The 23,971-nt window shown below is 45.4% G+C and carries 25 protein-coding genes; 18 read left to right on the top strand and 7 right to left on the bottom strand.

Features of this window, described 5'->3' with window-relative positions; genetic code table 11:
• Positions 1-59: 59 nt before the first annotated feature.
• From FE296_RS03230 to FE296_RS03250, 5 genes are all read left to right on the top strand, one after another.
• Positions 60-1,406, top strand: a complete 1,347-nt coding sequence (locus FE296_RS03230; RefSeq protein WP_150364214.1) for a cytochrome ubiquinol oxidase subunit I — start codon at positions 60-62, stop codon at positions 1,404-1,406.
• The gene (locus FE296_RS03235; protein WP_076212671.1) at positions 1,403-2,437 is read left to right on the top strand and encodes a cytochrome d ubiquinol oxidase subunit II; all 1,035 of its coding nucleotides are present in this window, start codon (positions 1,403-1,405) and stop codon (positions 2,435-2,437) included. The genes FE296_RS03230 and FE296_RS03235 overlap by 4 nt, the downstream gene beginning before the upstream one ends.
• 32 nt (positions 2,438-2,469) lie before the next feature.
• Positions 2,470-2,643: a cytochrome bd oxidase small subunit CydS family protein gene (gene cydS, locus FE296_RS03240; RefSeq protein ID WP_190945016.1), complete on the top strand. Its 174-nt coding sequence runs from the start codon at positions 2,470-2,472 to the stop codon at positions 2,641-2,643.
• Between the two features lie 71 nt (positions 2,644-2,714).
• Complete coding sequence (locus tag FE296_RS03245) at positions 2,715-3,761, top strand: MBL fold metallo-hydrolase (protein WP_124118118.1); 1,047 nt, start codon at positions 2,715-2,717, stop codon at positions 3,759-3,761.
• A gap of 215 nt (positions 3,762-3,976) precedes the next feature.
• Positions 3,977-5,602, top strand: coding sequence for an ABC-F family ATP-binding cassette domain-containing protein (locus tag FE296_RS03250; protein WP_091038559.1), 1,626 nt, complete (start codon positions 3,977-3,979; stop codon positions 5,600-5,602).
• A 114-nt stretch (positions 5,603-5,716) separates the two neighbouring features.
• Here the strand turns inward: FE296_RS03250 and FE296_RS03255 are convergent, their stop codons facing one another.
• Entirely contained in the window at positions 5,717-5,905 is a 189-nt protein-coding gene (locus FE296_RS03255) for a hypothetical protein (protein WP_017692261.1), read from the bottom strand.
• A gap of 290 nt (positions 5,906-6,195) precedes the next feature.
• Here FE296_RS03255 and FE296_RS03260 point away from each other — a divergent pair, with 290 nt between their 5' ends.
• Complete coding sequence (locus FE296_RS03260; RefSeq protein ID WP_105601872.1) at positions 6,196-7,083, top strand: cation diffusion facilitator family transporter; 888 nt, start codon at positions 6,196-6,198, stop codon at positions 7,081-7,083.
• A gap of 91 nt (positions 7,084-7,174) precedes the next feature.
• Here FE296_RS03260 and FE296_RS03265 read toward each other — a convergent pair whose 3' ends face one another.
• Positions 7,175-7,693, bottom strand: coding sequence for a hypothetical protein (locus FE296_RS03265; protein ID WP_124118117.1), 519 nt, complete (start codon positions 7,691-7,693; stop codon positions 7,175-7,177).
• A gap of 372 nt (positions 7,694-8,065) precedes the next feature.
• Positions 8,066-8,230 carry a DUF1328 domain-containing protein gene (locus FE296_RS03270; RefSeq protein ID WP_017692264.1) on the bottom strand — a complete coding sequence of 55 codons (165 nt, stop codon included), beginning with the start codon at positions 8,228-8,230 and terminating at the stop codon, positions 8,066-8,068.
• A gap of 220 nt (positions 8,231-8,450) precedes the next feature.
• On the opposite strand from FE296_RS03270, the gene FE296_RS03275 reads away from it, so the two are divergent.
• The 11 genes from FE296_RS03275 (at position 8,451) to FE296_RS03325 (ending at position 20,723) form a co-directional block, all read left to right on the top strand.
• The gene (locus FE296_RS03275) at positions 8,451-8,960 is read left to right on the top strand and encodes a DUF948 domain-containing protein (protein WP_124118116.1); all 510 of its coding nucleotides are present in this window, start codon (positions 8,451-8,453) and stop codon (positions 8,958-8,960) included.
• A gap of 67 nt (positions 8,961-9,027) precedes the next feature.
• Positions 9,028-9,561: a hypothetical protein gene (locus FE296_RS03280; protein ID WP_124118115.1), complete on the top strand. Its 534-nt coding sequence runs from the start codon at positions 9,028-9,030 to the stop codon at positions 9,559-9,561.
• Positions 9,562-9,655: 94 nt separating this feature from the next.
• On the top strand, positions 9,656-10,000 hold the full coding sequence (locus FE296_RS03285; RefSeq protein WP_124118114.1) for a YflT domain-containing protein: 345 nt from the start codon (positions 9,656-9,658) through the stop codon (positions 9,998-10,000).
• A 350-nt stretch (positions 10,001-10,350) separates the two neighbouring features.
• Positions 10,351-11,520 carry a PP2C family protein-serine/threonine phosphatase gene (locus FE296_RS03290; protein ID WP_047841574.1) on the top strand — a complete coding sequence of 390 codons (1,170 nt, stop codon included), beginning with the start codon at positions 10,351-10,353 and terminating at the stop codon, positions 11,518-11,520.
• On the top strand, positions 11,517-15,242 hold the full coding sequence (locus FE296_RS03295; RefSeq protein WP_150364215.1) for a response regulator: 3,726 nt from the start codon (positions 11,517-11,519) through the stop codon (positions 15,240-15,242). The genes FE296_RS03290 and FE296_RS03295 overlap by 4 nt, the downstream gene beginning before the upstream one ends.
• 86 nt (positions 15,243-15,328) lie before the next feature.
• Positions 15,329-16,201 (top strand): CheR family methyltransferase, encoded by an 873-nt coding sequence (locus tag FE296_RS03300; protein ID WP_124118112.1) that lies wholly within the window; start codon positions 15,329-15,331, stop codon positions 16,199-16,201.
• Positions 16,202-16,217: 16 nt separating this feature from the next.
• A complete protein-coding gene (locus tag FE296_RS03305) occupies positions 16,218-17,894 on the top strand; it encodes a response regulator (protein ID WP_150364216.1) in 1,677 nt (558 codons plus the stop codon).
• Between the two features lie 86 nt (positions 17,895-17,980).
• Entirely contained in the window at positions 17,981-18,319 is a 339-nt protein-coding gene (locus FE296_RS03310) for an STAS domain-containing protein (protein ID WP_036606989.1), read from the top strand.
• Positions 18,320-18,337: 18 nt separating this feature from the next.
• A complete protein-coding gene (gene rsbW, locus FE296_RS03315) occupies positions 18,338-18,790 on the top strand; it encodes an anti-sigma B factor RsbW (protein WP_036606993.1) in 453 nt (150 codons plus the stop codon).
• Positions 18,787-19,560: a sigma-70 family RNA polymerase sigma factor gene (locus FE296_RS03320; RefSeq protein WP_047841571.1), complete on the top strand. Its 774-nt coding sequence runs from the start codon at positions 18,787-18,789 to the stop codon at positions 19,558-19,560. The genes rsbW and FE296_RS03320 overlap by 4 nt, the downstream gene beginning before the upstream one ends.
• A gap of 101 nt (positions 19,561-19,661) precedes the next feature.
• Complete coding sequence (locus FE296_RS03325; RefSeq protein ID WP_223868755.1) at positions 19,662-20,723, top strand: magnesium transporter CorA family protein; 1,062 nt, start codon at positions 19,662-19,664, stop codon at positions 20,721-20,723.
• A 20-nt stretch (positions 20,724-20,743) separates the two neighbouring features.
• Here the strand turns inward: FE296_RS03325 and FE296_RS03330 are convergent, their stop codons facing one another.
• From FE296_RS03330 to FE296_RS03345, 4 genes are all read right to left on the bottom strand, one after another.
• A complete protein-coding gene (locus FE296_RS03330) occupies positions 20,744-21,109 on the bottom strand; it encodes a DUF5665 domain-containing protein (protein WP_150364218.1) in 366 nt (121 codons plus the stop codon).
• A gap of 84 nt (positions 21,110-21,193) precedes the next feature.
• Entirely contained in the window at positions 21,194-21,601 is a 408-nt protein-coding gene (locus FE296_RS03335) for a YtxH domain-containing protein (protein WP_076212649.1), read from the bottom strand.
• A 64-nt stretch (positions 21,602-21,665) separates the two neighbouring features.
• Positions 21,666-21,923, bottom strand: a complete 258-nt coding sequence (locus FE296_RS03340; RefSeq protein ID WP_150364219.1) for a GlsB/YeaQ/YmgE family stress response membrane protein — start codon at positions 21,921-21,923, stop codon at positions 21,666-21,668.
• 134 nt (positions 21,924-22,057) lie between these two features.
• Positions 22,058-22,759: a phosphatase PAP2 family protein gene (locus FE296_RS03345; RefSeq protein WP_150364220.1), complete on the bottom strand. Its 702-nt coding sequence runs from the start codon at positions 22,757-22,759 to the stop codon at positions 22,058-22,060.
• Positions 22,760-22,936: 177 nt separating this feature from the next.
• Between FE296_RS03345 and FE296_RS03350 the strand changes: the two genes are divergently transcribed.
• On the top strand, positions 22,937-23,956 hold the full coding sequence (locus FE296_RS03350; protein WP_150364221.1) for an asparaginase: 1,020 nt from the start codon (positions 22,937-22,939) through the stop codon (positions 23,954-23,956).
• Positions 23,957-23,971: the final 15 nt, after the last annotated feature.

A 23,971-nucleotide genomic window follows, 5' to 3' on the forward strand; every position in this document is an offset into this window, starting at 1 on the left:
ACGTTCAAGAAGAGTAACTACTGTCGTACATAACGATTATGTGAAAGAGGAGTGTAACCATGTCATCCCTGGACCCTGTTTTGCTCAGCCGGATACTAACCGGTCTTACCTTGTTTGTGCACATTATTTTTGCCTCTATCGGTGTAGGTGTTCCCCTTATGATTGCCTTGGCCGAGTGGCGAGGACTACGAACCAATGATATGCATTACACCTTGCTGGCACGGCGGTGGGCACGAGGGTTTGTCATCACCGTTGCCGTTGGCGTCGTTACAGGCACCTCGATCGGATTACAGCTCAGTCTGCTGTGGCCGATGTTTATGCGGGTAGCGGGTCAGGCAATCGCCCTGCCGCTGTTCATGGAGACGTTTGCCTTTTTCATAGAGGCGATATTTCTTGGAATTTACCTCTATACGTGGGATCGTTTCAAAAAGAAATATACGCATATGCTGCTGTTGATTCCGGTAGCTCTCGGCTCATCCGCATCTGCGATTTTCATTACAACGGTGAACTCCTTCATGAACCAGCCTCAGGGATTCACCCTGATTAATGGCATCATGAAGGACATTCATCCGATTGCTGCCATGTTGAATCCGGCAACGCCAACCAAAGTGTCCCATGTACTCGCCTCATCCTACACCTTGAGTGCAGGCATCCTGGCGGGGATAGCCGCCTTCAGTTTGCTTCGTGGACGGGATCATGTGTATTACAAAAAAGCACTGAAACTCACGACGGTATCTGCACTCGTATTTGCGATTAGTACCGTCATGATCGGAGATTCCTCCGGTAAATTTCTCGCGAAATATCAGCCGGAGAAGCTGGCTGCCGCAGAATGGCATTTCAAGACGATGAAAGAGGCACCACTCATCTATGGGGGGATTTTGGATGAGAACAATGAGGTGAAATATGCGATTGAGATTCCGTATGCCCTTAGCATTTTGGCGGGTAATCGTCCAGATACGGAAGTGAAAGGTCTCGAAGAGTATCCTGCGGATCTGAGGCCACCATTGTCTATTCACTATATGTTCGACCTGAAGGTCACAACCGGAGTAATCATCCTGATGATTCCTGTGTTATATGTACTGCGGCGGTGGTTACCAGGGCGCAAGCCATATCCCAAATGGTTGCTGCTTGGCATTGTCTTGCTGGGGCCCCTGGCCATGATTGCCATCGAGCTGGGGTGGATGTTCGCTGAAGTTGGCAGACAGCCTTGGATCTTACGTGGGTATATGAAGGTGGCGGAAGCGGCTACGACGTCAACTTCGGTAGGATGGATGCTGGTGTTGTTCATCTTGCTGTATCTGATCCTGTGTTTCTCGTGCATTCGGGTACTCAGCAAGCTGTTCCGCAACAAGGAAGCAGAGAAGGAACTGGAGTCTCTGGGGCTTGAAGGAGGGATCGTGCATTGAGTTTCGAAATTGCAGGCATCGCGATATTGTGGACATTTTTGTTCGGTTACCTGATCGTTGCTTCGATTGATTTTGGCGCCGGGTTCTTCAGCTTTTACAGCATATTGACTGGGCACGAGAACAAAATTCATAACATCATTCAGCGCTATCTGTCTCCCGTGTGGGAAGTGACGAATGTGTTCCTGATCTTTTTTGTGGTCGGACTGGTTGGATTTTATCCGGACAGCGCCTTTTATTACGGGACAGCTTTGCTGGTGCCGGGTTCCCTGGCCATTGTACTGCTTGCGATCCGGGGCGTGTATTACGCCTACAATACCTATGGCAACCATGGGCAGAACAGCCGGATCTATATGGCATTGTACGGGGCGACGGGATTGCTGATTCCAGCTGTATTCTCCACCATTTTGGCGATATCCGAAGGCGGGATCATTGAGCAGGTGGGCGATCAGGTGTTTTTTCGCTGGCGTGAATTTTTGACGAATCCCTATACCTGGTCGGTTGTTTTGCTTGCATTGGTTAGTGTGCTCTACATCTCGGCGATGTTTCTATCTTATTATGCAAAAAGGGCGGGGGATGAGCCGGCTTATGAGGTGCTTCGAGAGTACGCGCTGCTCTGGAGTTTGCCTACCATTTTTGCGAGCTTTCTGGCTTTTCTGCAGATTAACAAACAGAATCCCGCACACTTTGAGCAGATGGTGAATATTTCGTGGATGTTCATTGCTTCGTTTATTTGTTTTGTCATTGCCGTGTCGCTGGTGTGGAAAAGTAAATATCTAGGTTGGTGTTTTGTCGCTGTCATGCTTCAGTTTGCCTTTGCCTGGTATGGTTATGGGCGATCCCACCTTCCGTACATTCTGTATCCTTACATTAATATTTACGACAGCTTTACGAATCGTACGATGGGGATTGCGCTCATTACAGCGTTTAGTCTGGGGCTACTCGTGCTCATTCCTTCGCTTGTGCTGATTATGAAGCTGTTCCTGTTTGATGCCAATTATGTGCGCGGTAATTCTGGTAAAAAGAAAGGATGAGTCTGTTCATGCACCCAAACATGTTCTTACTCATGACTTCCTTGCTGGATCCACTATCTACTGAGGGAGTCACGGGGATACCCGGTATAACCGGATTGAGCTTTTTTGAGACATTTACCATTATGTACGCCCCTCCACTGATCATTGCGGCTGCTATTGTCTTTCTGTTTGTATATCTGGCCGTATGTAAGAACCCAAAGGATTGATTGGTTGGTACGTCCATTCCCGTTTGGGGTAATCTCTTGTTAAGAAATGAGGAAGGGAGGAGGGCCCTTTCATGCCGAAAATCCGTTATAACAATATCGATAATGTAAGTACGGACAAAACGCTGAAGGAATTCAAGCAATGGAGGGAGCAACGGCGCAATAAAGTGAAGGACTACTCCTACACCGTGCCCAAACACCCGCCTGAACTGGATTATCTGCATGCCAACCGGGATGACACAAGTATTACCTGGATTGGTCACTCCACGTTTTTCATTCAATATTATGGATTGAACATCGTGACTGACCCGGTGTGGGCCGAAAAAATGGGATTTCAACGAAGGCTCGGTGCCCCCGGCATTCCGATTCAGGATATTCCACCGTTGGATGTCATTCTGATATCCCATTCCCACTATGATCATCTTCATCTGGCATCCTTGCGTAAGCTGATTACAGCCAAGACGTTGCTCATCGTACCCGATGGTCTGAAGCGCAAGATGATTCGCAAAGGATTTCATCGATGCCAGGAGATGAAATGGTGGGATCATATGACACTTGGCGGAGTCAAAATAACTTTTGTCCCTGCACAGCACTGGACGCGCCGAACGTTGTTTGATACCAATACGTCCCATTGGGGCGGTTATGTATTGGAACAGAACCATGCGGCGACGACTTCAGCAGCGGAAAGTGCTGCAACAACGAACAATCAGGATGAATCATCCACGGAATCAGGGAAGAGCGAAACATCCAAAACATCAGGCGGTCCGCCTGTGTTGTATTTTGTGGGTGATACAGGTTACTTCCAGGGTTTCAAAACGATTGGAGAGCGCTTTGACATTGGTGTTACCCTGATGCCCATCGGTGCCTACGATCCGGAGTGGTTCATGACTTCTCAGCATGTGACACCCGAAGAAGCGCTGCAGGGGTTCGTTGAATCCGGTTCACAGCTCATGGTGCCAATGCATTACGGCACATTCAAGCTGGCGGATGATACGCCCAAGGAAGCGCTGGATCGGCTGGAAGTCGAACGTGAACGGCTAGGCATTGGTAAAGAGCGGATTCGGGTGCTTGGTCATGGTGAGACGCTCCGCATTCACCACGAGGAAGGTAAACAGGACTAACAAAAACGAGCCAAATATGTTAATGTAGGGATATGCCTGCATGAACAGTGTATTTACCAAATCTTTAATAAGTAAAAAGCGGCCAATTTTCGAATTTGCCGCTTTTTTGTGTTATAATATGGTGCCAGAATAGGCATCGGGATATTGAATCCATGATTTACGCAACTTGCTATTCATGCAGTATGCAGATTAACCAATAAAGGATGGTATGCTTAATGATCAGTACAAGCGGCATCACGCTCCGCTACGGAAAACGTGCACTTTTTGAAGATGTAAATATCAAATTCACACCAGGAAACTGTTACGGCCTCATCGGCGCCAATGGAGCCGGTAAATCAACATTCTTGAAAATTTTGTCCGGTGAAATTGAATCAAACTCGGGAGAGGTGCACATCACCCCGGGCGAACGTATGGCCGTTTTGAAGCAAAACCACTTTGAATATGATGAGTATCCGGTTCTCGAAACGGTAATTATGGGTCATAGTCGTCTCTATGCCATTATGAAAGAAAAAGATACGCTGTATGCCAAAGCGGACTTCACTGAAGAAGATGGCCTGCGTGCAGGTGAGCTTGAAGGTGAATTTGCGGAGCTCAATGGCTGGGATGCTGAGCCGGATGCAGCGGCACTCCTGATCGGTCTGGGTATTGACCGTGACATGCACGATAAGAAAATGAATGAACTAAGTGGTAACGAAAAAGTTCGTGTCTTGCTTGCACAAGCATTGTTTGGTCGTCCAAACAACCTGTTGCTCGATGAGCCTACCAACCACTTGGATCTCGAATCCATTCAATGGCTTGAGAACTTCTTGATGGACTATGAAGGTACTGTTATTGTGGTATCCCATGACCGTCACTTCCTGAACAAAGTATGTACGCACATTGCGGATATCGACTTTGGTAAAATCCAGTTGTACGTAGGTAACTATGACTTCTGGTATGAATCCAGCCAATTGGCACTTGCGTTGCAACGTGATGCCAACAAGAAAAAAGAAGAGAAGATTAAAGAGCTTCAAGCCTTTATTCAACGTTTCTCTGCGAACGCCTCGAAATCGAAACAGGCAACTTCCCGGAAGAAACAACTCGACAAAATCACACTGGATGACCTTCGTCCATCGAACCGTAAATATCCGTTTATCAACTTCAAACCTGAGCGTGAAGCCGGTAAACAATTGTTGACCGTAGATCGTATCAGCAAATCCATTGATGGTGTAAAAATGCTGAATGATATCAGCTTTGTCGTGAACAAAGGGGATAAAATTGCATTTGTTGGCCCGAACGGAAATGCCAAGTCACTCTTGTTTGATATTCTTATGGGCGAAACGGAATTGGATAGCGGCGAATATACTTGGGGTGTAACTACAACTCAAGCTTATTTCCCGAAAGACAACTCCAAATATTTTGACGGTGTAGACATGACTCTTGTGGATTGGCTCCGTCAATATTCCAAAGATCAGGATGAAACGTATCTGCGTGGATTCTTGGGACGTATGTTGTTCTCAGGTGAGGAATCCTTGAAAAAGGCAAGTGTACTCTCCGGGGGCGAGAAAGTTCGCTGTATGCTGGCGAAAATGATGCAGACTGGTGCTAACGCATTGATTCTGGATGAGCCTACGAACCACTTGGATCTCGAATCCATTACAGCGCTGAACAATGGTATGATTGATTTTGACGGCACCATGCTGTTCACATCCCATGACCATCAGTTCATTCAAACCATTGCTAACCGGATTATTGAAATTACGCCGAATGGCATCATTGATCGCCAAATGAGCTATGACGAATATCTGGAAAGTGATGAAATCAAAGAACTGCGCAATAAAATGTATCCGGTAGAAGCTTAAACTAAGCATCATCTGCGGTACATTATTATAGGAACACTAAAGAACCGCAAGCCTCTGTGAAGAGGGCTTGCGGTTCTTTTTGTAATTCAATGGGTTTCTCTGCGGCTTTAAGACCTAAGATCCACCAGTACGGCGACGTTGGTTGTTAGGCTTCTTGTTGTTTTGACTCTTCATCGCTTTAGGTCCGCCTTCAAAGTAGGCGCTGGATTGGTTACCGGAATTTGCTTGTTCTTTCTTTTGCGCCAGCTTTTGGCGTATAGCATCCTGCAAACTGACCTTTTTCGGTTCGTTATTTTCGCTCATCGTTATTTCCCTCCCGGTCTTACAGTGAGCCGTCCAGATTGGACGGGATGTACCTATTTTATACGTTTTACAAAAGCCCTACAAGGGCAACCTGATAAAATGCTCAAAACCTTTGGTTTTACCCAGGCCAACATTTTTTCTCATTAACTACAGCCCTGCCGTCTGGCAACTTTGTTTCGGCTTGCCTACAGCAATGCAGCCTGGCAACACTGTTTCTGTAGACCCACACGCTTCGCATTTGTTAACATGGAAAAACCGTAATATGAAACGTTAAAGGGGTGTCGCCCGGTTTGAACGCTTATGAAGAAATTCGAAAAGGGGAGCGAGGGGCTTGGGTTAGTATTGCAGCCTATCTCGTCTTGTCCGCCTTTAAGCTGATCTGTGGTTATTTATTTGCTTCCAGCGCCTTGTTGGCCGATGGTTTTAATAACCTTACGGATATTGTGGCATCCGTTGCTGTATTGATCGGGCTTCGGATCTCCCAGAAACCACCTGATTCGGATCATGCCTATGGTCATTTTAGAGCAGAGACTGTTGCTGCCTTGGTGGCTTCATTTATTATGGCTATGGTTGGGCTGCAAGTATTAGTTGAAGCCGTTCGCTCCTGGTACGAAGGAGCCTTTGTTGCTCCAAACCTGTGGGCGGCAGCGGTGGCTGTAGTCTGTGCTGTGGTGATGTTAGGCGTGTATCGTTACAATCACCGTCTGGCTAAACAAATTAATAGTCAGGCTCTGATGGCTGCGGCGAAAGATAATCGTTCGGATGCCTGGGTCAGCATAGGCGCTGCAATTGGAATTATAGGTGCGCAGTTCGGACTTCCATGGCTGGATAAAGTAGCTGCCATTGCTGTAGGTCTGTTGATCTGCAAAACGGCTTGGGAGATTTTCCGGGATTCTACACATCGTCTTACCGATGGATTTGACCAGAAGGAACTGACGGATCTCAGATCCTCAGTAGCACGCGTTCCCGGTGTTGAGATGATCAAGGATGTGAAGGCACGTGTGCATGGCAGTCATGTACTTGTGGATGTAGTCATTGAAGTGGACGGAGGCCTAAGCTTGATTGAAGGCCATCAGATCTGTGACCGTGTTGAAGAGCGGTTGAAGCGATCGCATAACATCATGCATGTACATGTACATGTGGAACCAAAGACGGAAGAAGTCACAAGGAACCCTTGAACAGGGAGTGAACATCTTGGAAAATCAAAAGAGGACAGCCGCGATTGTGCGTGCTGTCCTCTTTACTTATCATTAGAACGATTATACGATGTTACTGAATGGCAACGTGGATCCACGCTTTGCCTTTCCAAGTGTATACTTGTACCCACTCGCCGCCATCGAATCCATCAACCACTTCACCTGTTGTATCGATGACTTGGGAACCTAATGCACCGATTGGTTTACCGTTAGGTGCATCATAGAACCAAGTGCGCTCCAGAAGGTTCAGCAACATCGTTGGTGCCAGTACTTCATCGCCTGGTTTTACGAGTGGCTCTTCAAACATTTTGTCATCTGTAGTCGTAGCTGGCGTTTCAGTTGTAGTTGAAGTACCTTCTGCACCTGTAGTGTCTGTTGTTGTGCCTGTTACAGTCTCAGCAGTACCTTCTACTGTTTCTACAGCAGGTTTATTCACTTCAACAGCTGGAGTTGTAGTGGTTGTTGGCGTTGTTGTAGCCTCAGTTCCTGTTTCCGGAGTTACCGTTCCAGTAACCGCTTCCTCAGCACCTGCAGCGGCAGCCATCGAACCCATCAACGTTAAAGCAGCAGCAAAACTCACGATTTTTTTCATTTTCTTTTCCTCCTCGGTTTGTTATGTAATTTGTTGTCCTGTGTTAAAAGTAACCAAGCAAGCTACCTTATGAATCACAAATTATAACAATATTTTCTTGCATTCTCCAGTGTCAACTGGCTCATATGTGGGTATATAGCAAGCCTGTAAATATCATACTTCAGTGGGATAAAACCGGGTTGGCTATCTCAAAAAGGTCCTGTTTTTTTGGGATTCATACGAGAGCGGATTGGAATAAAGCGGAAGGGAGTGCAATACATAGTATAGAAAAGTTGAACTATGCCTGAACGCACAAAAGCCAATCGGCTTGGTAGCACGATCGGCTTTTGTATGTATTCGTTTAGTAACACTCAGTCATATCAGAGCCTGAGGTTATCGCATTCGGCTGCGTCCCGTAATCAGGGAGATTACGAACAGTACAACAAAGATGAAGAAGAGTACTTTCGCGATTGAAGCAGCTGCTTCAACAATACCGAAGAATCCAAAAATACCTGCTACCAGTGCAATAATTAGAAATAATACAGACCATTTCAACATAAGTATTCATCCTTTCGTATAATTGATTGTGCAGTGAGTTGTGTTCACCTCACCGCCTTGTGTAGTCTAACTTTAACCGAGTGCTAACCGCTTGAAACATTGGTTTTTTTTCCAAGCGAAGGTATATATGAAGGGATATATAATATTGTTTCGTCCGGGAAATCGCCGGGTAACTATAGCAATAACAAACTGATGCACATATGGAAAGAGAGGTTCTTCTATGATCTATCAAATTAGCGTGGCCCTGATTGCAGTGGCATTTGCAGTACTGGTTTTCTTTTTAATTCGTACCTTGAAATCCGCTCAGGGTTCTTTGGACAATGTCTCACAGACATTGCAGGAGGTACAGAAAACTATTGATGAACTTAGTTATGAAGTGAAGCAGACGGTAAGACATGCCAATGATATTACGGTGGATGTACAGCACAAAATGAAAAAAATTGATCCTGTTATGGAATCTGTTGAGAATCTGGGTGAAGTGTTGAATGAAGTGACGGCAGCAGCCAAACAAGTCTCCACAACGCTGATGGCGAAATTTCAGACCAAACGTAACAACGCTGAACAGACTAAGCATACTGAATCGGTTCATGTAACTGCACCGCCTGCTACATCAACGGATCGTACCCTGCAATCCTATGAAGCTACATATAATGGTGAAGCTAAGGGCGGGAAAAACTGGATGAAGTATATTGATGTTGCAGCGAATGTATGGCAACGGATGCGCAAGTAACATGACCGCTTTGTAACCATGAAGAAGCCTTCAGAGCGGTGATGAACCTGATGAAAGGGTGAGAATCATGATGAAACTACTGCTTGTGATGTTTAGCGTAATTTCTCCCTTTTCCGTTCAACCGGCAGCGGTACCCGCTGCTCACGATATGCAATGGACGGCAATGGAAGAGAAGGCGTCAGGGGTAACTCTGGCTGTTGATCGATCCGAGACTTTCCAGCATTTTCGGACTCTGAATGGCATTTCTCTGGATGACACCATAGATGACTTGTTGGCCAAGAAGGGCCAGCCGGTGTATAAACAGGAAGATCCTTATCTGGGATGTCCTGAATATCACTTTCGTGATGTGAAGGTTGGCTTGTGTGAAGATACGGATGTCATTCAATATGTGCATATCGATGCATCAGAGGATCACATCATGTTAAACGGAGAGAGAATCGAGATGAATATTGAAGCGATCCATCATGCTCTTGGGAAACCATACTATGTGGCCGAGGACGGAGAAGTATTTCTCCGTGGAGATCAGGCGCTAAAGGTTTATATGAAGTCAGGCTCTAGCCAGATTGATGGCATTGATCTTTTTGATGATACAGTATCCTGATATTGGTTAATACCAAGTCGTTTCAATCCCAAATAGTATGGTTATATACTAAGTAGCTCGATAGAGAAGATTAAATCAGAGGAGAGTGGAAACGATGAATTCAACCAATGAGCAAGCTTATGCAAAAGTGGTAGAAAACGGAGTCCAGGCGGTAGAAGCGGTGAAAGAATTGCAGATTACCGGATACCTTGCTGATCATATCTTTGTTCTCGCCCATGAGAAGGATCGTACAGATCGAATTGCCGATACAGCAGATGCCAAAGAAATTGGCATCAAGGAAGAAGGCGTATTTGATTCTATGGCGAATCTGTTCCGCTCACGTGGTGATGAACTCCGGGCCAAAATTGTTTCGATGGGCTTTACCGAAGCGGAAGCTGACTTCTACGAGAGTGAGTTAGACAAAGGTAAAGTACTCGTAATTGCTAAAAAGAAAGATTGATTCATATAACGGTGCAAGTTGAAGTTTGCTGAACATGGACAAGCTTCTGAATCACTTAGGTAAAATGCTTAATCAAAAACATAGATAAGGAATGGGGCTTTCCCCATTCCTTATCTATGTTTTTGCAAGTTTGGAAGCGGGATCAGGACGCTGCAAAAACAGGGCGAAAAGCGGTGAACATTACCCGTGATGGTGCCATTTACTGATAGAGTTTTTTTGGTTTTACGATTATAGTTATACTAGGAATTATTATGTCTACTGCCGTTTTGTATGCAAAATTTGTATAATCAACGTTCGTTTTTATCTAATAACAATCGACAAACCCGGACGCTACAGATAAGGAGATATCAATGAGAATACTTATTGTTGACGACAATCCAACAAATGTCATTATCATTCGAGAAATTCTGAAAAAAGAGAACTATCGTGACATTGTAACGGCGAGTTCCGCCATGGAAATGTTCGAAGTGTTGGGAATTGGGGAGGAAAGCAACGAACTTCGTCCAAGACCGTCGGATATTGACCTGATTTTGCTAGATATGATGATGCCCGAGATGGACGGTATCGAAGCCTGCAGTATTGTGCAGAAATTTGAAAATTTGAAGGATATACCGATTATTATGGTGACTGCCATCGGGGACTCCAAGAAACTTGCCGAAGCATTGGATGCAGGTGCATCTGACTATGTGACCAAACCGATTAATAAAGTCGAACTGATGGCCAGAATTCGACTCGCACTTCGTTTGAAACAGGAGAAGGATTGGCATAAAGAGCGTGATCAACGTATTCAGGATGAACTCAAGTTGGCAGCAATGGTTCAAAATGCCGTATTAAGTCCGGCAATTAGGGATCCGTTGTTCCAAGTGCATGCCATCTATAAACCATCCTTTGAACTTGCGGGTGATCTATATTCTTGGTACCCCCTTGGGGAAGGTCGTTACGGAGTACTACTGCTCGACATGATGGGACATGGGATATCTTCATCCCTGTTTACGATGTTTATCGCTTCTGTGTTGAAAGATACGGTTACCACTTATGTGGATCCAGAGAAGGTCATTCAGGAGTTGAACCGTCGTTTTAACCAGCTCCATCTGGAAAAACAATTGGTGCAGTATTATTTCACGGCAATTTATCTGGTCGTTGATACACGGATGAAGCGCATTGATTATGTTAACGCAGGGCACCCACCTGCTTTATTTTTCCGAAACGACGGCAGTGTCACCACATTTGACAGTGTCTGCTGTCCTGTTGGGCTATTTGACAAAATGGATATTGAACCACAAACGATCCATTACGAGGGTGACGGGCATATTGCACTCTATACGGATGGATTATTGGAAGCTGTTCAGGGCGGGCAGGAGGAACAACATGAATTCCTGATCGAAAAACTGACAGGCTCACATCAGTGGAATGAAGCTGCCATGCAGGCGATGTTTTTTGACGACGAAATTCCCCAGGAGCGGGATGATGATAAATGTCTGGTCTGGATTACTTTGGATAAAGGGGCGGGGGATGAATGAAGATCAGGAATAAACTGCTGATTGGTTTTACCGCTCTGATGGCTATTTTAATCGTACTCACATTTGTGAGTTATGAACGCCTGAACAGTAGCAATAAGCAGATTGATCAGATGTATCAAGAACGTTATCTCAAAGTAAGGTTCACCTCAGCTGCCCGCGGAGAGGTCAATGACATTGCCAAAGTGCTGGCTAACTTGTTATTAAACCCAACCAACTCCATTGGGGCAGCAGATGGGGATTTGAAAGCGATGAAAGAGCGTGGCGATCGCAACCTCGAGGAAGTGAGAAAAAGGGCAGACAGTGCACCTGAACATCAGCTGGTGGATCGTGTCAACACGGCATGGGAGGCTTATAACAACTATGCAACTAGGCAGGTTAGCCTGATGTCCCAAAACCGGGTGGAAGATGCGAATAACTACCGCAATTCAACAGGACTCGCGGTGCAAAAAGAAGCTGTGGATAGTTTGAATGCTCTTTCCCGTTATCAGGACCAAGAGATTGATGCCGAGATCAAGAACGCTAATGCAGCGTATACGAGAGCCGTACAGATCACGATAAGTATCATGATTGCAGGGGTGTTGCTTGCATTGGGTGTCATTATGTGGGTGCTGCCGAGTATTACACGGGGGCTGAACACGGTATCTATGATGATTACCAGCTTTGGTAAAGGGCGTTACCGAACCATTCGGCGCATACAGGTCAAATCAACCGATGAGATTGGTCAGATTGCCAGTGTGTTCAAAGATGTATCCAGTGATCTGGAAGAAAAACTGGAAATCGAGAGGGCTTATGTACAGGCTCAGCAGGATCAAAACTGGATGAGTTCGAACATCGCAAGAGTTCCGGAGCTGCTTCGAGGGATTGGCTCCATTCGCCAAATTTCACAGATGTTTATCAGTGAGTTCACACCTGTGCTTGGCGCTCAGTTGGGTGTCGTCTATCTGATCGATGAGGAGAAACATCCCGACGAACTGAGACGTTACGGTGCATACGCATTTGAAGAGAACGAAGACGTTGGTAAAGAAATGTATCGCATCGGTGAAGGCCTGATTGGTCAAGCCGCGCTGGACATGACACCGATTATTCTGGAAAATACGCCTGAAGATTATGTGCATATTGGTTCAGCATCAGGCTCAACACGTGCTGCGGGCATCATGATCTATCCTGTCGTGTTTGAAGATGAACTGATTGGTGTAGTTGAAGTGGCTTCCTTTGAAGGTTTCAATGAACTTCACAAGCAGTTGTTCACACAACTGATTATGAACCTGGGCGTTATTTTGAACAACGTTCGACGTCGTTTGCGTGTGGAGGAGCTGCTGCGCGAATCCCAGGCACTGACTGAGGAACTGCAGGTTCAATCGGAAGAATTGCAGACACAGCAAGAAGAACTTCGCCGTTCCAATGAGAATCTGGAGGAGCAGACAGAGGCGCTTAAACGATCTGAGGAATTGCTGCAGCGTCAGCAGGAAGAACTGGAACATTTTAATACGGAGCTCATTGCCAAGACGCGGGCGCTTGAAGAGCAGGTGCGTGAAGTTGAAGAGAAAAATGACGAAATTGAGAAAACGAAGACACAGTTGGAACAGCAAGCTACACAGCTGTCGATGACAAGCAAGTACAAGTCCGAATTTTTAGCGAATATGTCACATGAACTCCGTACACCATTGAACAGTCTGCTCATTTTGTCCCAGTTATTGTCGGAGAACAAAGGTGGAAATCTGACTGACAAACAACAGGAATATGCGCAAACCATCTACATGTCGGGCGCAGATCTGCTGAAGATGATTGATGAGATTCTGGATCTGTCCAAGGTGGACGCAGGTAAGATGGATATCAATTATGAGACAGTTCGAATGGAAGAGCTGACCAGCTTTGTTCAGCAGAACTTTGGACCGATGGCGAATAAAAAGGAACTGAACTTGAATATCGATTTCGACAGCGATCTACCGGAATGGGTATACACCGACAGTCATCGCGTCAAACAGATTTTACGGAATTTGTTGTCGAACGCATTTAAGTTTACCAATCGAGGTTCGGTTAGTCTGATTGGACGCCGGGTGAAACCGGAAGAGCTGCCGGGTTATATGAACACCAATCAGGAATATCTCGGATTCAGTGTGAAAGATACGGGCATTGGCATTCCATCGGATAAAACGGATCTGATCTTTGAAGCGTTCCAGCAAGTAGACGGGACCACAAGTCGGAAATACGGTGGAACTGGCCTGGGATTGTCCATTAGCAGGGAACTGGCACGTTTGCTTGGTGGCGCAATACAGGTGGAATCATCCGAAGGGGAAGGTAGCTGCTTTACCTTATACCTGCCGGATAATCATGAAGAGGAAGCCTTGGCAGAAGAAGGTGCTTCAAGAGAAGCAGCTGTATCCTCAGAGGATCTTTATGAACAGTCCATCGAAGCACGGACCATGCTTTCAAGTCATCAGTCCATTCTCTCTCCTGATCCGGAGCGTAGCGTGGGTACAGATCTGTCTCCTTCCCATACTCCAGATGTCACGCAGATCGAAGATGATCGGGAGAATATCATGGAAGGTGACAAAATCCTCCTCATCATTGAGGATGACGTGAACTTTGCACATATTTTGATGGATATGGCGAGAGGAAGAGGATTCAAAGCACTTGTTGCCCTTCAAGGTGATAAAGGACTTGAAATGGCACGTCAATATCTGCCGGATGCCATTATCCTGGATATTCAATTGCCTGTGATGGATGGTTGGACCATTCTTGGCGAGCTGAAGAGCAGTTCGGCAACACGCCACATTCCGGTTCATGTGATTTCAGTCATTGATGATATGAAGCAAGGTCTGATGATGGGCGCCATTGCTTATCTGAAAAAACCTTCGAGCAAGGATTCACTGGATAAAGCTTTCTCGCATATCAAATCATATACTGAGAATCAATTAAAACGACTGTTGATCGTCGAGGATGATGAAATTCAGCGTAAAGCCATTATTGAATTGATTGGTCATGATGATGTTGCAATCACAGCTGTATCGACAGGTAGTGAGGCTTTGAATGAATTACACAGCCAGCGTTATGACTGCATGGTACTGGATCTGATGTTAACGGATATGACCGGGTTCGAGTTGCTCGACCAGATTCGCGATGATGAATATCTGAATGATCTGCCGATTATAATTTATACAGGCAAAGAACTGGATTCCAAGGAAGAAATGAAGCTGCGCAAATATGCGGAATCCATCATTATCAAAGATGTGAAGTCACCGGAACGTCTATTGGATGAGACCACTTTGTTCCTGCATCGGGTAGAAGCCAATTTGCCGGAAGACAAGCGTCGGATTTTACAGAAACTACACAACAAAGAAACGCTGTTTGAAGGCAAGAAAATATTGCTTGTAGATGACGATATTCGTAATGTATTTGCCCTTTCAAGTGTCCTTGAAGGTTATCGTATGGATGTAACGTTTGCGGAGAACGGCCGAGAGGCTTTGGAGATTTTGGACAAAAATCCGGAAATTGATTTGGTACTGATGGATATGATGATGCCAGAGATGGACGGTTATGAAGCAATGACACGAATCAGACAGATCCCACAGTTTGAAAAGTTGCCGATTATTGCGCTCACGGCCAAAGCGATGAAAGAGGATCGCGGCAAATGTATTGAGGCCGGAGCATCTGATTATGTGAAAAAACCAATCCAGACAGATCAATTGTTATCCTTAATGCGCGTATGGCTGTATTCGTAAGTTCATTATTCGTATGTTCATTGTTTGGGTAATGAAAGACAATACGACGAATACGCAAGTAACAAATGAAGAAGTGGAGAGAACTTATGACACCGTGGGAACCTACCGAGACGGGGGCAGATTTGGTCCGTATGCCGCAAGATGAAGAACGCGAGCTGATCGAGATTGAGTTGCTGTTGGAAGGCATGCACCGTTTATATGGATATGATTTTAGAAACTATGCACTGCCATCCCTGAAACGAAGAATCTGGCATCATGCACATGCTGAAGGTGTTAAGAGCATATCCGGCTTGCAGGAGCGTGTTCTTCATGACCGTTCCGCGTTTGACCGTTTTGTACAGAACTTATCCATCCCTGTAACGGAAATGTTTCGAGATCCTTCGCTTTTCCGAATGTTTCGGGAAAAGATTATTCCTATCCTGAGAACTTACCCGTATATCCGAATATGGCATGCGGGATGCTCCACGGGAGAGGAAGTTTATTCCATGGCCATCATGTTGTATGAGGAAGGACTGTATGACAAGGCAAGGATCTACGCAACGGATATGAATGATCGCTCTTTGCAACAGGCCAAAGAAGGCGTATATGGTATTGAGAAAATGAAACTATTTACTACAAATTATTTGGAGGCAGGGGGTACCAGAGCCTTCTCCGAGTACTATACAGCGAAATATAATTCGGTGATATTTCATCCTTTTCTAAGGAAGAACATCATTTTCGCCGAGCACAACCTGGCAACAGATCGGTCATTTAACGAATTTAATGTTATCTTTTGCCGTAATGTCATGATTTATTTTAATGATGAACTGCGGAACCATGTGCATGGGCTGTTTCATGAGAGCTTGAGCCACTTTGGTATTCTGGTTCTGGGGTCGAAAGAATCGATACATTTTACAGAGTTCAGTGATACCTATGAGCCGTTAGACCGGACCGAAAAAATATACCGGAAGATCAAATAGGGGGTTAGGGTTAGCCATGGGGCTCAATGAACCAATCCACATATTATTGGTAGATGACCGCCCTGAGAACTTGCTTGCTCTTGAAGCAGTTCTGGAATCGGAACAATATAAACTCGTTAAGGCAACTTCCGGAGAAGAGGCACTCCGTTGTCTGCTAAAAGACGAATTTGCGGTTATCGTTCTCGATGTGCAGATGCCTGGAATGGACGGAATTGAGACAGCAAAATTAATTAAGGCACGGGACAAGTCCAAGGATGTGCCGATTATATTCATCTCTGCGAACAGTAGAGAAGCGGAGCACTTGTTTGCCGGATATTCAGCCGGGGCCATTGATTACATGGTTAAACCATTTATTCCTCAGATTTTGAAATCCAAAATCGAGGGCTTTGTGGAGATGTTTATCACCAACAAACGACTGAAAACACAGACGATGCTGCTTCACCAGAAGACACAGGAACTGGAGAAGATGAACCAACAACTCATTCAGGCCAAGGAAGAAGCAGAAATTGCAGCTAATGCAAAGACCGAGTTTCTGGCGATGATGAGTCATGAGATTCGTACACCGATGAATGGAGTTATCGGCATGGTGGATCTGCTAATGGAGACGGAACTGAAGGAAGATCAGAAGGAATATGCAGACATCGTTCGTCGCAGCGCGGACGCACTTGTCACGGTCATCAACGACATTCTTGACTTCACCAAGATGGAATCAGGCAAAATGGAACTTGAAGAGCATCCTTTTGAGATTGTGTCCTGTATTCGGGAAGTGTTGGGATTGTTTGCTGCAGAAGCAGGGAAAAAGAACCTGGAACTGGATTATTTCCTGGAAGATTCTGTCCCTGATTTAATATATGGAGATATGGCAAGGTTACGTCAGGTTCTCTTGAATCTTATTGCAAATGCGATCAAATTTACCGATCAAGGTGGAGTATATCTGATCGTGTCAGTTAAGGAAGAACAGGACGGACAAATGGCATTGGAGTTTGCTGTTAAAGACACCGGGATAGGTATCGCTTCAGACAAAGTTGATCGCCTGTTTCAGCCGTTTTCCCAGCTGGATACATCAATGACACGTAAATACGGTGGAACTGGCTTAGGACTGGCAATATGCAAGACTCTGGTTGAAATGATGGGTGGACAGATCTACCTGGATACAACAGAGCAACGGGGAGCGACGTTTGTATTTACAATTCAGGCAAAACGTTATGTAGAAACTGAACTGGTCCAGATGAATGGGGAAGAGAAGCTGACAGATGTGAAGAATGAGAATAAACACCCGACAGTATTAATTGTGGATGATCATCCGATTAACCAGAAGTTAATGGCGATTATGCTCGGTAAACTTGGGTTGCTCTCAGATATTGCTGAGGATGGGCAGAGCGCACTCGATATGGTAAATAATAGCCGTTATCCCTATGAATATGTGTTCATGGATCTGCAGATGCCTGTGATGGACGGTTTGGAATGTACACGGCGAATTCGAGAGAGTCTCTCCCAGTCTGATCAGCCAGTCATTATAGCCATGACTGCTAACGTGATGGAAGGTATTCAGCAGCGCTGTATTGCTGCCGGCATGGATGATTATATTAGTAAACCGGTGAAAATGGGCAATGTGAAACAGAAAATAGCCCAGTTTCAAAAACAACGACAAATGTTAGATCCAGGCCCTTCAGCCATGAATCAGGCCAATTGAAACATTTTCCAAACTTCTTTTTGTTTCACTCGTGCTGAAGTTGGGTTATTAGGTAAGGAAACCATTGATCAGGAGAGAGATGTCTAATGAATACAAACAAAAATGAAAAATTCAATGCAAGAACTGAAACACAGGACGGCGTGTGCACGGTGTATCTGACTGGCGAACTGGATTTGTCGGTTGCTCCTGACTTCCGCTTGGTGATGGAGCCGCTCGTGGATAACAAGGAACAGGATCTTGTGATCAACATGAAAGAATTGAAGTACATCGATAGTACAGGGATTGGTATCCTGTTATCTGTTCTGAAGGCAAGACATGGAATGGAAGCTCGCTTTGAAGTACAGGAAGTTCCTGCGCAGATTCAGAAACTTTTTGACATGACGGGCATCGCCAAATTCTTTGTCACACAGAAGAATTCCCAATAGGAAAGGATCGAAAAAGGAATGAATGCAGAAGTTCAAAGAGTCACCCTTAATTTACCTGCGACAGCTGATTACGTTGATATTGTAAGACTCAATCTCTATGGAGTAGCATCCAAAATGGGATTTTCTTATGAAGACATTGAGGATATGAAAGTTGCTGTATCCGAGGCCTGTAACAACTCTGTATTGTATGCCTACTCACACGAAGGCGGCATGGTTGAAGTAGTATTCGAAGTGGATGGCGAAACATTGTCCATTATTGTCAAGGACGAAGGTGCCAGCTTCGAGAACATGAACCCTGCTGTGTCACGTGCCGGTCTACACGACAAAGAACTGACAGAAGCACAGATTGGCGGACTTGGGTTCTACCTGATGCAAGCCTTGATGGACGATGTCAGTGTGGAAAGTGAGACGGGCAAAGGTACGAAAGTAGTACTCGTAAAACGTCTTGCAAGAAGTGAGGAGAAAGTATGAATGAAAAAGTGACTCCCCCAGAGTCCATGTCTGAAGCTATAGGTTTGATCTGGGAATACCAGCAGACCCAAGATAATGAAATTGCAACAGTTCTCATCCGTAAGTATGAACCCATGGTCAAGATGGCAGCAGGTAAAATCGCTCGGAATCGCCCCGATCTATACGAAGACTTGTATCAGACCGGGCAGATGGCTTTGATTCGTTTGCTTAAGCAATATGATATCAACCTAGGTATTCCGTTTGAACCTTATGCCATGAAGAGCATGATCGGTCATATGAAGAACTACTTGCGCGACAAATCCTGGTATATTCAGGTGCCCCGGAGGATTAAGGAAAAGGGAGCCCTTGTGCAACATGCCATTGATGAGTTAACCGTTAAGCTGGAGCGCTCACCCGGTGTAAACGAAATTGCCGAATACCTTGATTTGACTGCAGAAGAGACGATTGAAGTTCTGGCTGGTCGGGAATGTTACCACTATGTATCACTGGATTCTCCTTTATCTCAGGATGACAGTGCAGCAACATTGGGTGAACTGATCAGTGCAGATGTTAATGATTATGATTCGGTTGAAAAACGGATGGACTTGCAACAGGCATTGGGACAATTGAAGGAACAAGAGCAGCAGGTACTTATTCTAGCATTCCAGGATGGCCAATCTCAGCGGGCAATTGCCCAGAAGCTTGGTGTTTCACAGATGAGTGTATCTCGTATTCAGAAGCGAGCTACAGAGAAATTGAAACAGATTATGTCTAATGCTTCAATGTTATGAAAAATGGAACCCTAATGTTGTTGAGTACGGCATAAAGAAGGACACGTCATTGCGCTGAAATGCATACGTGTCCTTTTTGGGATCAAAAAGATGGGTATGTAATGAAGAACATGAGTGCAGGAGTGGATAAAGTGATTGTGAACCAAATCAAATTGGAAGCTCGCCGTGACAAGTTATCTTGCTCGGACCATTGGCAATGGTGGGATTGGGTTGCATCTGACACCGATAGCATGAACGATGCTTTGGAGGAGCTGACAGAGGCGTTTCCGGATATGCGGTATTGGCTTTATAAAATTCCGGAAGTAGAATCGAATTATTTGTCCGTCCGTTTCGTGAATGGTAAAGAACCAGTCATATTTGGTTCATTGTTATATGCGATCAAGAATGAGAGAGATGACAAAAGAAAAGATAATCAGATGTTCTTTTACGTCGATCGTAATAACCTGGTTACCTTAAATATGGATGACAATACACGAGGTATTATGAAGACGGATGAACGTGCCCATATGTTACAGCAATGTAGTGAGGCCAGGGACGGGATGTTTGTACTCTTTCGAGCTATACTGCATTACTACCATGTGGGAATGGATCATTTTGAGAAGGACCTGCGTGATCTGGAACGGAAGATGGAATCTCGCAATGCACGCACTTTGATGGACCAGATTCTCGCCGCTCGATTTGAATTATTGTATTGGAGTAATCTGTTCATCCCTTACTCGGAACTGATGGCTGCTTCACATGAGGCTTACCTTGATGAAATAAATGAAAATCGATATTTCCAGCAGCTCCAACATCGAGTAGAGCGAATGGAACGTTTGTTTAGTCACTACGAGAAAGAGATCGATACGTTAATCTCCATTGATAATGCGATCTCCGGTGTACGTGGCAATGAGATCATGAAGACGTTGACCATTGTCACTGCTGTGTTCATACCTGCCACGGCAGCTGGTGCGATATGGGGGATGAACTTTGAGAACCTGCCCTTTATCGACAAATCATGGGGAGTTGTACTGGTCCTTGTTGTCATTATCTTAAGCATGATCAGCATGTATGTATGGCTGATGATGAAAGGCTGGACAGGAGATCTGCTCAAAGTGAAATCCACACAGCCTTCAGCTGAAGAGACAGAGAAAAAAGGAGCTACGGAAAAAGGTAAGGGATAGCCTACTATTGGTTAGTCCTCTTAGTTTTTGTAATCTTCAATATAACCGAGCAAGTCAGCGATATACTGGCCCACAATCGGCATATTCACAAATTGGCTGAGAATGAATGCCAGCAAACCGAGAACAACAAAGGTACCCACAGTCAGACCGAGGCCTCGTGCCATGCCCGCTGTAAAATTGGTAATAATCCGCTTTTTGGGACTGCTGTAATTCTCAATAATATCCTTGATCTGTGCTCTCTCCAGACTGTCCGCAATCTGGTCCAAACGGGTGTTCAATCGCTTTACCTCATGACGCAATTCAAAAGGATGCTCGCTTGTATCATACTGTTGTGCCGGTGTTGCTTCCGTAATTGGAGTATTACCGTTAATTGTAACTTTACTCATATTATTCGTCCTCCTCAACTCGCATTGGATAAAAAATAGCCAGCTGGAGTGCAGCTGGCTATTGGTCACTCGATCTGTATCGCCTTACAGGCTAGTCGAGTTAAGTTCTTTACGTGCATCTTCCTTCGCTTCAACGGAAGCGGCAGCCACTTCATCAGATGCACGGGATGCTTCGTTAGCCACATCAGCGGACGCTTTTCTCACAGAGTCCATTACATCATTGCGGCCTTGATTTACCGTTTTTGCAATATCGGAAGTTTTGGAAGAGACCGTTTTAGCCAGTTCAGTGGCTTTGTCACTCACAACAGTTGCCACTTCTTTGGTGCGGTCAGTAACGATGCCCACTTTCTCGGAAAGGTCACCACGCAATTCACGTCCCGGTTTAGGCGCAAAGAGTAGTGCTGCTGCAGCTCCCAGCAAACCCCCGATGAAAATACCTTTTGCGAAAGTTGAACCCGTCTGTACAGGATATTGCTCTTCTGCTTTATTCATGTCTAATCACTCCTTCTTCAATTTAAGAAACAAATACGAAACAACGAACACCTTGTTGCCCGAATCAGGCAGCCTGTCTTAGCAGTCTGGACACAAGCCCCAGCAAGAAAACAAAGAGCGCTGTACCAATGATGGCAGGGATGATGGCAAAGTTACCGATAACTGGTCCCCAGTTACCAAGCAAAAGTGCTCCCAGCCAGGCTCCGGCAAATCCGGCAATCATTGCACCGATTAGGCCTCCAGGCATGTTGTGACCGGCAAGTGCATCTCCGATCAAACCGATGATGACAGCCATCACAATGCTGATAATGATGCCCCACATAACAACCGCCTCCTTTAAACTTGATGTAGGATGTTGTCTGTTCGCGTTTGCTTACTTCGTATATAAACCCCGTGCAACCCTGTGAAACAATAAAGATGAGGATGAATGAACTGGAAATCAGAGGAATTCATTCTTTAGCGGCTTTGTTTAATGCCCTTAACCATGCAGAAGATCCATGCCAATCCAGCAGTAAATCCGGTAAATACATCCGTAGGATAATGAACGCCCAGCATGATCCGGCTGAGGCCAATCAAGAAAATAAAACTAATACCACATAGAACAGGAACCCACACACCGGAAGAGTTATGTCGCTGTCGTTCAATGGCCCAGATTCCAAAGAGCATGCCATAGAAGCCCATGGAGATCATGGCATGTCCGCTGGGAAAGCTGTACCCGTGAACGATCAACAGATGTTCCAGTTCAGGTCTGCTTCGTCTGAAAAATTCCTTCAATAACGTGTTCAGAATCCACATCATGGCAAAACTTCCCGTGAGCGCATATCCATATACAACAAACCTTGGACTGCGTTGAATGAAGAAAAGAAGAGCAAAACCTCCTGCAGCCACGGCAGAGATTTTGAAAGAACCCAGTGCGGTTATGAATGCAGTGTAAGGGAATAGATGAAGACGTGAATCTGAATTCAGATAAAATAATTGCTGAATTTGATCATCCAGACGAATAATAACATCAGCACCCAACCAGGCACCCAGACCTGCCAGGATGAATACAACCGATGCGCTGAGGGCCAGACCAGCCAAACTCCAGTTGAGGAGTGGACGTAATAACGTACCGGAATTTGAACTGAATGAGGCTGGTGAATACGTTTTGCGCGGCATAATGAGTTTCTCCTTCAGTTATTGTAGTAGATGAACATAGATGATAAAGCTATACCCGAAACGCCTGTCGAAAAAACTGTAAAAACGTCGCTTTTGTACTATACTATTTAAGATATCCCATGCGGCGTCGTGACGCAAAGCAGAGATGAAATCGGAAGCACAAAGGAGAGAACTCGCATGGAGAGTGCCTTGTTAATTAAAGAATACCGTGCAGGCGTTATGGAATGCGCCCATTACGGACACATAAGTATTACGGACGAGTATGGCCGAATCGTATACTCGGCTGGTGACCCTCATTTTAGAGCGTTCACTCGCTCATCTGCCAAACCTTTTCAAGCCATTCCAGGTATTCGGGCAGGAATTGCCAGACACTATGGCCTATCAGCACAGGAGATTGCCATTATGTCCTCTTCGCATCGTTCGGAACCGGAACACATTCGGGTGCTGGAGCAGTTATCCGGTAAAATTGGATTGGGAGAAGAATGCCTGATCTGTGCACCAAGCTATCCGCTTAATGAAGAAAGCCGTAATCAATGGTTACGTGGACAAGGAGAGAAACGGCGTATCTTGCACAACTGCTCCGGAAAACATCTGGGAATTCTGGGGTACAGTCAGATGAAGCAGGTTGATCTGGGCAGTTACGCTGAACCGGATCATCCGGTGCAACGAGAAATTCTTGAAACTTTTGCCGACCTGGCAGGTATTGAAGAAAAAGAGATTGAGCTTGGGACGGATGGCTGCGGCTTTCCGGTATTTTCTTTGCCGTTGTCGGCATTGTCGAACGCTTATCTGAAGCTCGCTTGTCCAGATCTTATCGCTGATCCTTCCACAAGAACAGCTGTAGAGACAATTACATCAGCTATGAATGAACATCCGTTGATGGTAGGTGGCACGGAGCGTGTAGATTCAGTGCTGCTGGAAGACGATAACATTGTAGCGAAGGGTGGATTCAAGGGGGTATTCGGTTTTGGTCTGAAAAAAGAAAGACTGGGAATCACCTTCAAGGTGCTTGATGGTTCCGAGGAAGAGTGGGCTTTCATCACCCAATCCATCCTAAGACAGATTGGTTATTCCAATGAGAGAACCATTGCACGATTGGCTGAAGTGTTCCCTTCGGACATCCGAAATGATGCGGGTACCCTTGTAGGTCATGCAGATAGTGAGTTCATTCTCCACTCACTTGAAGATAGCGTATAACCTTAAGAAGGGGCG

Source organism: Paenibacillus sp. UASWS1643 (genome assembly GCF_008693195.1).
Classification (GTDB): domain Bacteria; phylum Bacillota; class Bacilli; order Paenibacillales; family Paenibacillaceae; genus Paenibacillus; species Paenibacillus amylolyticus_B.